At 58.3% G+C, this 13,944-nt stretch carries 15 protein-coding genes; 10 read left to right on the top strand and 5 right to left on the bottom strand.

Annotation, left to right across the window (positions count from 1 at the left end; translation table 11 throughout):
* Window positions 1-73 precede the first annotated feature (73 nt).
* Window positions 74-313 carry a hypothetical protein gene (locus NF676_RS22190; RefSeq protein ID WP_016773292.1) on the top strand — a complete coding sequence of 80 codons (240 nt, stop codon included), beginning with the start codon at window positions 74-76 and terminating at the stop codon, window positions 311-313.
* A gap of 135 nt (window positions 314-448) precedes the next feature.
* Here the strand turns inward: NF676_RS22190 and NF676_RS22185 are convergent, their stop codons facing one another.
* From NF676_RS22185 to norR, 5 genes are all read right to left on the bottom strand, one after another.
* A complete protein-coding gene (locus tag NF676_RS22185; protein WP_252886781.1) occupies window positions 449-1,198 on the bottom strand; it encodes a YkgJ family cysteine cluster protein in 750 nt (249 codons plus the stop codon).
* A gap of 83 nt (window positions 1,199-1,281) precedes the next feature.
* A complete protein-coding gene (locus NF676_RS22180; protein ID WP_056790191.1) occupies window positions 1,282-1,608 on the bottom strand; it encodes a hypothetical protein in 327 nt (108 codons plus the stop codon).
* Window positions 1,609-1,752: 144 nt separating this feature from the next.
* Entirely contained in the window at window positions 1,753-2,235 is a 483-nt protein-coding gene (locus NF676_RS22175) for a GNAT family N-acetyltransferase (protein WP_252886780.1), read from the bottom strand.
* A 3-nt stretch (window positions 2,236-2,238) separates the two neighbouring features.
* Complete coding sequence (locus NF676_RS22170; RefSeq protein WP_016773296.1) at window positions 2,239-3,141, bottom strand: chemotaxis protein CheV; 903 nt, start codon at window positions 3,139-3,141, stop codon at window positions 2,239-2,241.
* 578 nt (window positions 3,142-3,719) lie between these two features.
* A complete protein-coding gene (norR, locus tag NF676_RS22165) occupies window positions 3,720-5,282 on the bottom strand; it encodes a nitric oxide reductase transcriptional regulator NorR (protein ID WP_252886779.1) in 1,563 nt (520 codons plus the stop codon).
* 163 nt (window positions 5,283-5,445) lie between these two features.
* Here norR and hmpA point away from each other — a divergent pair, with 163 nt between their 5' ends.
* The 9 genes from hmpA to NF676_RS22120 all read left to right on the top strand — a co-directional run bounded on the left by hmpA (window position 5,446) and on the right by NF676_RS22120 (window position 13,793).
* A complete protein-coding gene (hmpA, locus tag NF676_RS22160; protein ID WP_252886778.1) occupies window positions 5,446-6,627 on the top strand; it encodes an NO-inducible flavohemoprotein in 1,182 nt (393 codons plus the stop codon).
* Between the two features lie 222 nt (window positions 6,628-6,849).
* A complete protein-coding gene (locus tag NF676_RS22155; RefSeq protein WP_041479949.1) occupies window positions 6,850-7,359 on the top strand; it encodes a disulfide bond formation protein B in 510 nt (169 codons plus the stop codon).
* A gap of 827 nt (window positions 7,360-8,186) precedes the next feature.
* Window positions 8,187-9,128, top strand: coding sequence for a ubiquinol oxidase subunit II (gene cyoA / locus NF676_RS22150; protein WP_024014231.1), 942 nt, complete (start codon window positions 8,187-8,189; stop codon window positions 9,126-9,128).
* Window positions 9,129-9,131: 3 nt separating this feature from the next.
* Window positions 9,132-11,162, top strand: coding sequence for a cytochrome o ubiquinol oxidase subunit I (gene cyoB / locus NF676_RS22145; protein WP_041479948.1), 2,031 nt, complete (start codon window positions 9,132-9,134; stop codon window positions 11,160-11,162).
* A gap of 3 nt (window positions 11,163-11,165) precedes the next feature.
* Window positions 11,166-11,789 carry a cytochrome o ubiquinol oxidase subunit III gene (cyoC, locus tag NF676_RS22140; RefSeq protein ID WP_024014230.1) on the top strand — a complete coding sequence of 208 codons (624 nt, stop codon included), beginning with the start codon at window positions 11,166-11,168 and terminating at the stop codon, window positions 11,787-11,789.
* Window positions 11,789-12,124 carry a cytochrome o ubiquinol oxidase subunit IV gene (gene cyoD / locus NF676_RS22135; RefSeq protein ID WP_011335842.1) on the top strand — a complete coding sequence of 112 codons (336 nt, stop codon included), beginning with the start codon at window positions 11,789-11,791 and terminating at the stop codon, window positions 12,122-12,124. Before cyoC ends, cyoD begins: the two co-directional genes overlap by 1 nt.
* 10 nt (window positions 12,125-12,134) lie before the next feature.
* Complete coding sequence (gene cyoE, locus NF676_RS22130; RefSeq protein ID WP_016773305.1) at window positions 12,135-13,022, top strand: heme o synthase; 888 nt, start codon at window positions 12,135-12,137, stop codon at window positions 13,020-13,022.
* 115 nt (window positions 13,023-13,137) lie between these two features.
* Window positions 13,138-13,482 (top strand): toxin, encoded by a 345-nt coding sequence (locus tag NF676_RS22125; RefSeq protein ID WP_252886777.1) that lies wholly within the window; start codon window positions 13,138-13,140, stop codon window positions 13,480-13,482.
* A complete protein-coding gene (locus tag NF676_RS22120; protein WP_041479944.1) occupies window positions 13,479-13,793 on the top strand; it encodes a helix-turn-helix domain-containing protein in 315 nt (104 codons plus the stop codon). The genes NF676_RS22125 and NF676_RS22120 overlap by 4 nt, the downstream gene beginning before the upstream one ends.
* Window positions 13,794-13,944: the final 151 nt, after the last annotated feature.

Raw genomic sequence — 13,944 nt, 5'->3', positions numbered from 1 at the left:
GCCACAGCGCACAGGTATACTGCGCGCCTTTGCGGCTCACTGATCGGGCCGACTTTATGTTCCCGGAGCTTTTATGACTTCCCCGACCCAACCGCCGGTTGACGACGCTGTGAGCGACGTCCCGGCTGAAGTGGCTGACGCCAGCGAAACCAAGGCCGAGATCCCGGCGTTCAAGTTCCCGTTCAAGCCGGGCGAGCTTGCCTCGGCGAAAGGCTCGAATCAGCCGTGGTACAAGAATGGCGCGAAGAATGGCCACACCAAAACCCCGGGCATGGCGCCGCCGGGGACGCGTCGGTCGATGGGTAAGCGCTGACATCGGAAAGTGATGGTGCTTGTGCTGGCCTCTTCGCGAGCAGGCTCGCTCCCACAGGTTTTGTGTTTGGCGCAGATCCAATGTGGGAGCGAGCCTGCTCGCGAATGCGACAGCCGCTACAGCACAAATGTCAGATCAAGCCGCGCGCAATGAAATGAACGCATAAGTCTGCGCCGGTTCAGTCACCACCAGCCCACCCGCAGCCAGCACCTGTCCGGCCACGTCATCGCCGGACAAATGAAACAGCCATTCACTGGTTTGCGCCGCTAGCGGTTGCGCGCTCACTTGGTCGATCACTGCCGCAAAGGCATCCATGTTCGGCAAGTACGCGGTGAACCCGTCGCCCTTGAGCGCCGTGGTGCGAATTCCCAGGGTTGCGCAGATCGCATCCTTGAGTTTGATCTCATCCCGATCCGCCTGACGCGAACGCTGAATCAACTCAACCAGTTCCCGATCAACCAACTCGCCCCCCACAATCAGCTCCGGTCCCTGTTCCCAGGACTCCGGTGGGCAATCCTTGGCAGCAGGATTGAGCGGGATGTGCGGATTGATTTCCGCCGGGTAAATCCGGCACACCAGCGGGCGACGCTCGTAGATCCGGCAGCGCTTTTCGTCGTCAAGATTCCGGCAGGGGCCGACGTTGTAGGCGGCAAAGGTGATCGCCACGTGAGCATCAGTAGTGCCACTGCGGACCACCGCCGAACGGCGCTCGGCATGTTCGCGCTGTTGCGCTGGCAGCCCCAGGCCATTGCCGAGAAAAGCCTCGGCCAGCACGATCACCTGACCGCCATCCGCCGCCCACATGCGGGCTTCGGCGAGCGTCAGCGGGACATGGTGATCGGTGCAGCATTTGCCGCAACCTACGCAGGAAAACGTCGTATTCATTGAGCGATCTGTCTTCAATCAGGGTGTGAAACGGTGGCGGAAAACCACCGCACAGGGCCGGGTCGAAGCAAGTTGTGCGCCATTCACTGAGGTTTGGCGGTCGGGCGAATCGAATCCCACTCGGTGACGTACGCGGTTTTCGACTGTTTGTTGTACAGGCACAGCTCGCTGCCTTGCTGGCCTTTCATGTGTTTTTGCGGGTATTGGCCTTGCAGCAGAACGGCGGTGTAACCGACGCGGTCGTCGAATTGCGCCGGTGTGCCGACCGGTTTGACGTTTTTCAGGCCGCTGGCCTTGGTGCAGCTGGCGAGGACGGTCTTGTCATAGGCAGCCCAGGCGTCGGGGCTGGAGGCATGGGCCTGGGAGGCGAGGGCGATGAGGCTGAGCAGCGCCAGGGTGATGGCTTTCATGGTTGGGGCATCCTTGGTTATGGCCAAGGTTGGAGTCTGTCGGATAGCGGAAGTTGCCAGTGCTGCCCTTCGCGAGCAGGCTCGCTCCCACAGTTTGAAATGCAATCCACCTGTGGGAGCGAGCCTGCTCGCGAAAGCGGTAGATCAGTCGGGCACAGGCTCGCGCCGAACCACAACCATCCCGGCATTTTCATACAACCGCCGCGCCCGCAGGTTGTCCTCCAGAACCCTTAAATCGACAAATCCCTCGCGCCGCTGTTGAAAGACGCTGAAGGCATGCAGCAACAACGCGCGTCCAAGCCCCCGGCCCTGCATTCGCGGGTGCACCACCAGATTCTTGATATACGCACTGGTCCAGCACTGCGCCACGCCCACCACACCCTCGGCATCGCGGGCGACGAAACACAGCGCTGGATCGTATTCAGGGTCGCTGGCAAAGCGCCGCTGCCAATCGTCCAGTGACGGCACTCGACCGCCACCTTCCAGATGTCCGAGGTACATCAACTGATGCACCGCCGGCGCCAGTTCCTCGCGGTAGACGGACAGCTCAATCCCGTCCGGCCACTGAGCATCCGGCAGAGGTCCACTCAAGTCGCGGCGCAGCAGAAAGCAAAACGTCTCGGCCAAGACTCAGTGCCCGTTGGCCGCGACGTGCTTGGCGGCTTCGATCAGGCGTTGGGTCAGCTCCGGCGAGGAGAACTTGGTCAGCACCGCGTTGGCACCGGCCAGGCGAGCTTTTTCACTGTTCATCGCGCTGTCGAGCGAGGTATGCAGCAAGACGTACAAGTGAGCGAAATCCGGGGTTTCGCGCAGGGTACGGGTGAAGGCGTAGCCGTCCATTTCCGACATTTCGATGTCGGAGACGATCAGATTGATCTGCTGCGCGGTGCCTTGCAGGTCGAGCAGGCAGTCGATGGCTTCCTTGGCACTGCGCGCGGTGTGGCATTGCAGGCCGAGGTTGCGCAGGGTGTGCACCGATTGCTGCAGGGCCACCTGGCTGTCATCGACCACCAGAATGCGCGCGTTGCCGAGCACTTCGGCGTCTTCCATGGTCAGGTCGGTCGGCGCCATTTCGATCTGCGCCGGGGCGATGCTGTGGATGACTTTTTCGATATCCAGCACCTGCACCAGCGTGCCGTCCACCGAGGTCACGCCGGTGATGTAGGCGCGCGAGCCGCCGGAGCCGAAAGGTGGTGGCTTGATGTCGGTGGTCAGGCAATGGACGATCTTGCTCACCGCCTGCACATGCAGACCCTGCTTGGAACGGCTGACATCGGTGACGATCAGGCAGCCACCGTTGGGATCCTCCAGCGGCCGTTCGCCGATCGCGCGGCTGAGGTCGATCACCGACAAAGAGGCACCGCGCAGGGAGGCGATGCCTTTGACGTGCGGGTGCGACTCCGGCAGCTTGGTCAGCGGCGGGCAGGGGATGATTTCACTGACTTTCAGCAGGTTGATCGCCATCAGCTTGCCGCTGCGCAAGGTAAACAGCAGAAGCGAAAGTGAATCTGCGCGGGCTTTGGTGGAGGACATAAGAACCTTCTGTGGGGCGAGAGTGGAAATCGCCAGAAACCTTTGATGCCGTGTTATCGGCGTTAAAGGGGTGGGCTTTAGGTTAGTTGTCGGGTAGTCGGCTTGAGTTGATCGCTGTTCTCTCTATCACTGCCCCTCACCCCAGCCCTCTCCCAGAGGTAGAGGGGGCCGACGCAGGTGTCTGGCGTTTTACACCGACCTGAACGACCGAGTCGATTATGGATTCGGAAGAAATCTTTTACGTCAGTGGAGTTCTTCAATATCCCCCAATCAGTCCCCTCACCCAGTGGTAGAGGGGGCCGACGGAGGTGTCTGGCGTTTTACACCGACCTGAACGACCGAGTCGATTATGGATTCGGAAGAAATCTTTCACGTCAGTGGAATTCTTCAATATCCCCCGATCAGTCCCCTCTCCCAGAGGTAGAGGGGGCCGACGGAGGTGTCTGGCGTTTTACACCGACCTGAACGACCGAGTCGATTATGGATTCGGCAGAAATCTTTCACGTCAGTGGAATTCTTCAATATCCCCCCATCAGTCCCCTCTCCCTCTGGGAGAGGGCTAGGGTGAGGGTGTGCTTTTAGCTCTTCATGCCTAGTCGTTTGGCCATGCGCCCCAGATTCGCCCGATCCACCCCCAACTCCCGCGCCGCACTTGCCCAGTTATCCTGATGACGCTCCAGCGCTGCACCGATCAACCGCCGCTGAAACTCATCGGTGGCACTGCGCAAATCACCACCGATCATCGGCATCACGTTGACCAAGTCTGCATTGGCAGGCGCAACCACGTTATCCACAACCTCACGGGGCAAATCCAGATCCGCCGCGCTCAGACTCAGAATCTTCGGCCGCACTTTGCAGTTACCCAGCGCCTTCAGCGCACTGCGCCCGATCAAATGCTCCAGCTCCCGGACATTCCCCGGCCAGGTGTAGGCCAGCAGCGCCTCCTGAGCATCACTGTTCAAGCGCAGGCTGTTGAGGCCCATGCGCGAGCGGTTCTGCTCGAGAAAGAAACCACTGAGCAACAACACATCACGCCCACGATCGCGTAGCGCCGGCACTCGCAGCGGATACACGCTCAAACGGTGATAGAAGTCGGCGCGGTAGCGACCGCTGCGCACTTCTTCGGCCAGATCGCGATTGGTCGCGGCAATCAGACGCACGTCGACCTGGTGCTCCTTGTCCGAGCCCAAGCGCTGCAATTGACCGCTCTGCAATACGCGCAGCAACTTGGCCTGGACCGTCAGCGACAGCTCGCCAACTTCATCAAGAAACAGCGTGCCGCCATTGGCCAGTTCGAACTTGCCACGCCGATCGCTGGTGGCGCCGGTGAAGGCGCCGCGCACGTGGCCGAACAGTTCGCTTTCGACCAGCGTGTCGGGCAGGGCGGCGCAGTTGAGGCTGATGATCGGTTTGTCGGCGCGCGCGGAGGCGGCGTGGATCGCTTGGGCCACGAGCTCTTTGCCGACCCCGGTTTCGCCGGTGATAAGAACAGTCAGATCGCTGCCACCGACAAGATTGATTTCTTCCACCAGACGTTTGTGCGCCTTGCTCTGGCCGATCATTTCGCGGTGCTGCTGGCCGCTGGCCTGGCGGTAGACCTCGGCGCGCTGATGCTCGTCTTCGGCGCGGTTGGCCAGACGTTCGATGCGTTCGGCCGCATTGACCGTGGCCGAGGCTAGGCTGGCGAAGGCTTGCAGGGCGTCGAGTTCGATCGGCTCGAAACGCTCCGGGTCCAGCGCGTCGAGGGTGATCAGGCCCCAGAGTTTTTCATCGACGAATAAAGGACAGCCGAGGCAGTCGTGAACTTCAAGATGATCGTCGAGGCCATCGACCAAACCGTCATAAGGATCGGGCAGGTCGCTGTCGGCAGCGAAGCGCGTCGGCCCGGCGCCGGCCAGCAGGATTTCAAAACGCGGATGCTCGCTGACCTTGAAGCGGCGGCCGAGGGTATCCGTACTCAAACCATCCACCGCCAGCGGCACCAATGATTCGCCATCCAGACGCAACAACGCGGCGGCATCGCAAGGCAGCAAAGCGCGCATGGCTTCGAGCAGGCGCCGATAGCGCTCGCCCTCGGGCAGTTCGCGGGAGAGGTCAGCGACCAGAGGCAGCAGGGCGGTAAGCAGGGATTTAGCGGTCATGGTTACGTAGTCAAAGAGACAAGGTGTAGTCGCGATGACTATACGTTCATTTGTGTCGAAATGACTATGAAGGTTTCAAGCTATTGAATTTAATAGATTAATTAGTTGGCATGAAAGCTGATATCCCTAAGGCAATCTTTCCAGAAAGCCCAGGAGTCACCTTATGCTTAGCGTCCAGGATCGTGCCATCATCAAATCCACCGTGCCTCTGCTGGAAAGCGGCGGCGAGGCGTTGATCACGCATTTCTACCGCATGATGCTCTCCGAATACCCGCAGGTGCGCCCGCTGTTCAACCAGGCGCATCAGGCCAGTGGCGATCAGCCGCGTGCCTTGGCCAACGGCGTGCTGATGTACGCCCGGCACATCGATCAGCTCGACCAGTTGGGCGATCTGGTGGCGAAGATCATCAACAAACACGTCGCCCTGCAGATTCTGCCGGAGCATTACCCGATCGTCGGCAGCTGCCTGCTGCGCGCCATTTCCGAAGTGCTCGGCGAAGAGATCGCCACGCCTGAGGTGATGAGTGCCTGGGGCGCTGCGTACGGGCAACTGGCCGACATCCTGATCGGCGCGGAAACCGCGATCTATGACCAGAAGGAACAAGCGGTCGGCGGCTGGCGCGGTGCGCGTGAATTCATCGTCGCGGCGAAGGTGCAAGAGAGCGCGGAAATCACCTCGTTCTACTTCGAACCGGCGGACAAAGGGCCGATTCTTGCGGCCGAACCGGGTCAGTACATCGGCATGAAGCTGATGCTCGACGGCGAAGAAATCCGTCGCAACTATTCGCTGTCGGCACTGGCCAACAATGGTCAGTACCGCATCAGCGTCAAGCGTGAACCGAACGGTCGCGCGTCAAACTACCTGCATGATCAACTGCACGTCGGCGCGAGCATCCAACTGTTCCCGCCGTCGGGCGAATTCACCCTGGCGGCCAGTGACAAGCCGCTGGTGCTGATCAGCGGCGGCGTCGGCATCACCCCGACGCTGGCGATGCTGGAAGCAGCGCTGGCAACCGAGCGTCCGGTGCACTTTATCCACTGCGCGCGCAATGGCAGCGTCCACGCATTCCGTGACTGGGTCGATGGGCTGGCGGCGCGTCATCCGCAGCTCAAACGCTTCTATTGCTACGCCGAAGAAGATGGCGTCAGCCCGGCGGCGGACAAGGTTGGGATGCTCAACCAGGAGCTGCTCGGCGAGTGGCTGCCGGCGCAGCGTGATGTCGATGCTTACTTCCTGGGGCCGAAAGGGTTCATGGGCGCGATCAAACGGCACCTGAAAGCGTTGGGCGTGCCGGAGAAGCAGAGCCGTTACGAGTTCTTCGGCCCGGCTGCTGCTCTGGAGTGATCCGAGACCGAGTTGTCTCGTTCGCGAGCAGGCTCGCTCCCACAGGAATTGCGTGCGACGCAGATCCATTGTGGGAGCGAGCCTGCTCGCGAATCTTCTGCGCGCCGCAAAGCCATGTTGGTTAATCATTCCTTAACCGCTCTATCGTTTATTGCCCCGGTGTAGACTTGCGACAATTTCAGCCGCCGGCCGGCTGGACCATGGACTTACAAAGGAAAGGCAATGAGCGAGGAAACGATGCGGTTGGGGCGTGAGCGGCGCTATCTGGTGTTGCTGGGGATCATCTGCCTGGCGTTGATCGGCGGCGCACTTTACATGCAGGTCGTGCTCGGCGAAGCACCTTGCCCACTGTGCATTCTGCAGCGCTATGCACTGTTGCTGATTGCAGTGTTCGCCTTCATCGGTGCGGGCATGCGCAGCCGTCGCAGCATCACCGTGTTCGAGACACTGGTAGTGATCTGTGCGATCGCCGGGGCCGGTGTGGCCGGGCATCACGTCTATACGCAGTTCTATCCGGCGGTGAGTTGTGGCGTCGATGTGCTGCAACCGATTGTCGATGATCTGCCGTTGGCGAAAATTTTCCCGCTGGGCTTCCAGGTCGACGGTTTCTGCTCGACGCCGTATCCGCCGATCCTCGGCCTGTCGCTGGCACAGTGGGCGCTGGTGGCGTTCGTGCTGGTGGTGATTCTGGTGCCGTTGCTGACCTCGCGTAATCGAAAAGCGCTGCGCTGAGTCAACTTCTCGGCAGAGCTGCCGATAAACAAAACGCCCCGATTTTCGTTGATGAAAATCGGGGCGTTTTGCATTTCAGAGCGTTTGTGAAAACACCGTGACGAACGGCAATGAAGCGTGCGGCAAATGTGCGACATGTTGTCACACAGGGGCTGTCGCAGGGACTCGGGATGCGGCGGATTGGCCGCCTGTTACATAAAAACATTGGCCAGTTTTAGTGTTTTCGGGCTTGAGCACGGACGTACCAGAGCAGGCAGTTTTAACAGGCGCCGGCAGATGGACGAAGCCCTTGGAACATCGGGCTTTGCGCCGCTCCAGCGCTTGTAGATCGGGTGCAGAGCTGTCTGATTTGAGGCGGTTACGCTGGCAGATTTTGCCGCTTTTATTGAGAAACGCTTTCGATAACTTGCGCAACTTTTGCAAAAATGGCGATGGATTGTTGCTCTGAGTGATAAAAATTATTTCGGGATAAGACATGGTGTATAGGGCGCTACCTATCTACAATCGCCCGCACTGAATTCCCGACGCTGTTCAGCCTTTATCAAGGAACTGATCAGGAGGTCGGGTGTCGAGCGAGCCGCGAGGCTTTCGAGACACCCTGGTGTCGGTGCCTTTCCAATTTTCCGCACCAAATGGAATTGGTCTGTAACAAGGCCTTTGACCACGAATTCGAATAAGAACTGAACGCTGTCCCAAGGTTTTGTCGAGCGTGAGACGCGCGACGGGCGGTCCTTATTCAATCCAAAGAAAATGCCAACCCTTGGCAGGGTGAAGTGTTGGCGATCAAAACCCAACTGCATTGCGCAAGCTGCTTTAGAGGTCGTGAGATGAGTAAAAACAGGTACCCCAGATTACTAGGCCTAGTGCCGCTGCTCGGCACGTTGCTGCTGGGAGGCTGCAACATGACCTTGCTCAATCCAACGGGCCAGGTCGGCCTGGAACAGCGCAACCTGATCATCACCGCCACGCTGCTGATGCTGTTGGTCGTCGTGCCGGTCATCGTCATGACCTTCCTGTTTGCCTGGAAGTACCGCGCTTCGAACAAGAACGCCGTCTACACGCCGAAGTGGTCGCACTCGACCAAGATCGAAGTGGCCGTCTGGACCATCCCGGTGCTGATCATCATCGCCCTGGGCTACATCACTTACATCTCGACTCACGAGCTGGACCCGTATCGTCCGATCGAGTCTGACGTCAAGCCGGTGACCATCGAAGTCGTCGCGCTGGACTGGAAGTGGCTGTTCATCTACCCGGAACAAGGCATTGCCACGGTCAACAAGATCGTGTTCCCGGCGCACACGCCAATCAACTTCAAGATCACCTCCGACGCCGTGATGAACTCGTTCTTCATCCCGGGCCTGGGCGGCCAGATCTACGCGATGGCGGGCATGCAGACCAAGCTGCACCTGATCGCTGACCGCAACGCTGAAATGGACGGTATCTCCGCCAACTACAGCGGTGCCGGTTTCACCGGTATGAAATTCAAGGCCATCTCCACCACTCAGGAAGATTTCGACGCCTGGGTAAGTGAAGTCAAGAAGTCGCCTAAACAGCTTGATCAGGCTGAATACGCGGCCCTGGCCAAACCGAGCCAGAACAACCCAGTCGAACTCTACTCGTCGGTCACGCCGAACCAGTTCCAGATCATCGTCGACAAGTACGAAGGTATGAAGCCGGGCAAGCCGCTGAAGCACGAGAAGAAAGAGAAAGAAGTGGCGGCCACGGATATTGACGCGGGTTCGCATTCAGCTGCCGGGGCAGAGGAGTAAACGATGTTTGGTAAATTAAGTTGGGAAGCAGTCCCATTCCACGAGCCGATCGTGATGGTGACCATCGCCATGATCGCCCTCGGTGGTCTGGCGCTGTTCGCTGCGATCACTTACTTCAAGAAGTGGACGTACCTGTGGACCGAGTGGCTGACTTCGGTCGACCACAAGAAAATCGGCGTGATGTACATCATCGTCGCCATGGTCATGCTGCTGCGCGGCTTTGCCGACGCGATCATGATGCGTACCCAGCTGGCCATGGCCACCGAGGGTTCGCCTGGCTACCTGCCACCTGAACACTATGACCAGATCTTCACCGCTCACGGTGTGATCATGATCATCTTCATGGCGATGCCATTCTTCACCGGCCTGATGAACCTTGCAGTGCCGCTGCAGATCGGCGCGCGTGACGTTGCGTTCCCGTTCCTGAACTCCCTGAGCTTCTGGCTGCTGGTGTCCGGCGTTGTGCTGATCAACCTGTCCCTGGGCGTCGGCGAGTTCGCCAAGACCGGTTGGGTTGCGTATCCGCCACTGTCGGGTCTGCAATACAGTCCTGGCGTGGGTATGGATTACTACATCTGGGCGCTACAGCTATCCGGATTGGGTACGACGTTAACCGGGGTCAACTTCCTCGCGACCGTACTGAAAATGCGTACCCCTGGCATGAAACTGATGGACATGCCGATCTTCACCTGGACCTGCACCTGGGCAAACGTTCTGATCGTGGCTTCGTTCCCGATCCTGACCGCTACCCTGGCACTGCTGACCCTTGACCGTTACATGGATTTCCACATTTTCACCAATGAACTTGGTGGCAATCCAATGATGTACGTCAACCTGTTCTGGGCCTGGGGCCACCCTGAGGTTTACATCCTGATCCTGCCGGCATTCGGCATCTTCTCGGAAGTGATCTCGGCGTTCACCGGCAAGAAACTGTTCGGCCACCACTCGATGATCTACGCCTCGGGCGCGATCTCGGTACTGGGCTTCATGGTCTGGCTGCACCACTTCTTCACCATGGGTTCGGGTGCGAGCGTCAACGCCTTCTTCGGTCTGGCGACGATGCTGATTTCCATCCCGACGGGTGTGAAGCTGTTCAACTGGCTGTTCACCATCTACCAGGGCCGTCTGCGCTTCACCAGCCAGGTAATGTGGACACTGGGCTTCATGGTGACCTTCGCCATCGGCGGCATGACCGGCGTACTGCTGGCCATCCCGGGTGCTGACTTCGTGCTGCACAACAGCCTGTTCGTGATCGCGCACTTCCACAACGTGATCATCGGCGGTGCGGTATTCGGTTACATCGCTGGCTTCGCGTTCTACTTCCCGAAAGCGTTCGGCTTCAAGCTGCACGAAGGCTGGGGTAAAGCAGCGTTCTGGTTCTGGATCTCGGGCTTCTTCGTCGCGTTCATGCCGCTCTATGCACTGGGCTTCATGGGCATGACCCGTCGTCTGAACGCCACCACCAACCCTGAGTGGGTACCGTACCTGTACGTTGCCATGTTCGGTGCGGTGATGATTGCTGTGGGTATCGCCTGCCAACTGATCCAGCTGTACGTCAGTGTGCGCGACCGCAACAAGCCAGAGAACGTTTGCGATCACGGTGACCCGTGGAATGCACACACCCTGGAATGGTCGACCTCGTCGCCACCACCGTTCTACAACTTCGCTGTGCTGCCTAAGGCTGACTGCATCGACCCGTTCACCGAAGCCAAGGAAAACGGTACTGCGTACCAGCGTCCGGCCAAGTACGAGCCGATCCACATGCCGAACAACACCGCCACTGGCGTGGTGATGGGCGCGCTGTTGACCGTCTTCGGTTTCGCGATGATCTGGCACATCTGGTGGCTGGCGATCGCGAGTCTGGTGGGCACCGTCGTTTACTTCGTGATCCACGCTGCACGTGACGACCAGGGCTATATGGTTCCGGTTGAAACGATCGAGCGTATCGAAGCCGAGCAGCACAAGCGTCTGGTCGCGGCAGGGAAAATCCCGGCCAATGCCACCCGTGTTGAAACCTCGTTGGAACAGGCTTAAACCATGTCGAACTTAGTGACCAATGTTGGACACGCCCATGGTGACCATGGGCACGATGACCATCACCACGACTCGGGCGAGATGACCGTATACGGTTTCTGGCTCTACCTGATGACCGACTGCATTCTGTTTGCGTCGATCTTCGCGGTGTATGCAGTACTGGTAAACAACGTTGCCGGTGGCCCGTCGGGCCACGAGATCTTCGAACTGCCTTACGTGCTGGGCGAAACCGCTCTGCTGTTGTTCAGTTCGATCACCTACGGCTTCGCCATGCTGGCGTTGTACAAGGGCAAGAAGCAGGCGGTCCTGGGCTGGTTGTTCATGACCTTCCTGCTCGGCGCGGGCTTCATCGCCATGGAGATCAACGAGTTCCACCTGCTGATCTCCGAGGGCTTCGGTCCTAGCCGTTCGGGCTTCCTGTCGGCGTTCTTCACCCTGGTCGGTACCCACGGTCTGCACGTTTCGGCCGGTCTGATCTGGATGGGCATCATGATGTATCAGGTCAACAAGCATGGCCTGACGTCGACCAACAAGACCCGTCTGAGCTGCCTGAGCCTGTTCTGGCACTTCCTGGACGTGGTCTGGATCTGCGTCTTCACCGTTGTTTACCTGATGGGGACTCTGTAATGGCTAATGCACACTCCCATGACAGCCACGATGCTGGCCACGGCAGCGTCAAGTCGTACGCCATCGGCTTCATCCTGTCGGTAATCCTGACCGTCATTCCGTTCGGTCTGGTGATGTACCCGACCCTGCCGAAGTCGACGACGCTGGCAATCGTTCTACTGTTCGCAGTGATCCAGGTGATCGTTCACCTGTATTACTTCCTGCACCTGGACCGTTCCATTGCACAGCGTAACAACGTGATCGCGTTCGTCTTCACGGCGATTGTGATCGTGCTGCTGGTTGGCCTGTCGCTGTGGATCATGTTCAGCATCCACACGTACATGATGGCGAAGTGAGGTAGACCCGATGTCGCTCAAGCACTTTATCCAAATCACCAAACCGGGGATCATTTTCGGTAACGTGCTTTCTGTGGCAGGCGGGTTCTTCCTGGCCTCGAAAGGGCATGTCGATCTGGCGGTGTTTCTGGCCGCCATGATCGGTACTTCCCTGGTCGTGGCCTCCGGTTGCGTGTTCAACAACTGCATCGACCGCGACATCGACCTGAAGATGGAACGCACCAAGAACCGTGTGCTGGTCCAGGGCCTCATCTCCCTGAAACTGGCCCTGGTTTACGCGACCATTCTGGGTGTTCTCGGCGTTGCCTTGTTGTACAAGGTGGCCAACCCGTTGGCTGCCTTGTTCGCAGTAATCGGCTTCATCATCTACGTCGGCTTCTACAGCCTATACCTCAAGCGCAAGTCGGTTCACGGCACGCTGGTGGGCAGTCTGTCGGGCGCCATGCCGCCAGTGATCGGTTACGTTGCCGTGACCAACAGCTTCGACATGGCCGCACTTACCCTGCTGGTGATGTTCAGCCTGTGGCAGATGCCGCATTCCTACGCCATCGCGATTTTCCGTTTCAATGATTACCTGGCCGCATCGATTCCGGTGCTGCCAGTGAAACGCGGCATTCAAGTGGCGAAGAAGCACATCCTGCTCTACATCCTGGCGTTCCTCGTGGCGACCTTGATGCTGACCTTCAGCGGCTACGCCGGCATGAGCTACCTAGCCGTCGCCGCCGCCATGGGCATGTACTGGCTGTACATGGCCTGGACCGGCTACAAGGCAGTCGATGACACCGTCTGGGCACGCAAGCTGTTCGTGTTCTCGATCTTCACCATCACTGCGTTGAGCGTCATGATGTCCCTGGACTTCAAGGTGCCGACAGAGCTGTTGCTGACGTACGCGCCGTAAGGTTTGCAAGCTTCAGGAAAAACCCCGCACGTTGAGAGATGTGCGGGGTTTTTTGTTTATTCGAGCAGCGATTTGTTGATAGGCTGTCTATAGTCAAGCTGCTTATAGTTTGGCTATGCGAACAATCTTTTTTGAAACAACGATATTTACCAAAAGCGTTGGTCGCTATCTGACGGACGACGAATATCGAACATTGCAGAACTACCTTCAGAGCAATCCGCTTGCGGGCGATGTAATGCCTCGAACGGGTGGCTTCCGTAAGCTGCGCTGGGCTGACTCTCGCCGTGGCAAGGGAAGACGAGGCGGCTTGCGGGTTCTCTACTATTGTCTTATGAATGATGGTCAGTTCTGGATGTTCGCCATTTACGACAAAGATGAGCTTGAGAAGCTGACTGCCGAGCAAGAGAGGGCACTCAGGACAGCCATTGATAAAGAGTTGAAAAAACGAGGTACCCCATGAAAAAACGCGACCTGTTTGCAGAGTTAATGCAGGGCGTTGATGAGATGGCGGCTCAACGCGAGGGCAAGATCACACTGCGCAATACAGTGCTTGAGGACAAGCCTGTACCTGAAGTGGGCGCACAGGAAATTGTTGCTCTTCGAGAAAAACTGCATATGTCTCAAGCTGTTTTTGCCAGTCGAATCAGGACAAGTCCAAACACCCTTCGAAATTGGGAGCAGGAAAAGTCGAAGCCCAATGCTCAAGCAGCCTTATTGATACGACTGGTTGAAAAATTTCCAGATATGGTTGAGCGCTTGAACACTGTTTGAGCGCCGCTGAAGACCAGCTTGTGGTCCGGGGCATCCGAAAGGTTTAGGGCCTTTTGTTCCATCTACGCTGGTTGCACAACTTAGGCAAACGCCATAGATTTGGATCCAACCTCGACAGTAGTAGCTCCAAGCCATCCTTCGGTGCTCGACT

Source organism: Pseudomonas siliginis (genome assembly GCF_024072275.1).
GTDB classification, from domain to species: Bacteria; Pseudomonadota; Gammaproteobacteria; order Pseudomonadales; family Pseudomonadaceae; genus Aquipseudomonas; species Aquipseudomonas siliginis.
Note: the sequence above shows the minus strand (reverse complement) of the source record. Positions and strands in the feature narration are given on the sequence as shown.

Bases quoted from the DNA above. Each gene is read 5' to 3' on its own strand.
- NF676_RS22190 (WP_016773292.1), top strand. From the start codon at position 74: ATGACTTCCCCGACCCAACCGCCGGTTGACGACGCTGTGAGCGACGTC.
- NF676_RS22185 (WP_252886781.1), bottom strand. From the start codon at position 1,198: ATGAATACGACGTTTTCCTGCGTAGGTTGCGGCAAATGCTGCACCGAT.
- NF676_RS22180 (WP_056790191.1), bottom strand. From the start codon at position 1,608: ATGAAAGCCATCACCCTGGCGCTGCTCAGCCTCATCGCCCTCGCCTCC.
- NF676_RS22170 (WP_016773296.1), bottom strand. From the start codon at position 3,141: ATGTCCTCCACCAAAGCCCGCGCAGATTCACTTTCGCTTCTGCTGTTT.
- norR (WP_252886779.1), bottom strand. From the start codon at position 5,282: ATGACCGCTAAATCCCTGCTTACCGCCCTGCTGCCTCTGGTCGCTGAC.
- hmpA (WP_252886778.1), top strand. From the start codon at position 5,446: ATGCTTAGCGTCCAGGATCGTGCCATCATCAAATCCACCGTGCCTCTG.
- NF676_RS22155 (WP_041479949.1), top strand. From the start codon at position 6,850: ATGAGCGAGGAAACGATGCGGTTGGGGCGTGAGCGGCGCTATCTGGTG.
- cyoA (WP_024014231.1), top strand. From the start codon at position 8,187: ATGAGTAAAAACAGGTACCCCAGATTACTAGGCCTAGTGCCGCTGCTC.
- cyoB (WP_041479948.1), top strand. From the start codon at position 9,132: ATGTTTGGTAAATTAAGTTGGGAAGCAGTCCCATTCCACGAGCCGATC.
- cyoC (WP_024014230.1), top strand. From the start codon at position 11,166: ATGTCGAACTTAGTGACCAATGTTGGACACGCCCATGGTGACCATGGG.
- cyoD (WP_011335842.1), top strand. From the start codon at position 11,789: ATGGCTAATGCACACTCCCATGACAGCCACGATGCTGGCCACGGCAGC.
- cyoE (WP_016773305.1), top strand. From the start codon at position 12,135: ATGTCGCTCAAGCACTTTATCCAAATCACCAAACCGGGGATCATTTTC.
- NF676_RS22125 (WP_252886777.1), top strand. From the start codon at position 13,138: ATGCGAACAATCTTTTTTGAAACAACGATATTTACCAAAAGCGTTGGT.
- NF676_RS22120 (WP_041479944.1), top strand. From the start codon at position 13,479: ATGAAAAAACGCGACCTGTTTGCAGAGTTAATGCAGGGCGTTGATGAG.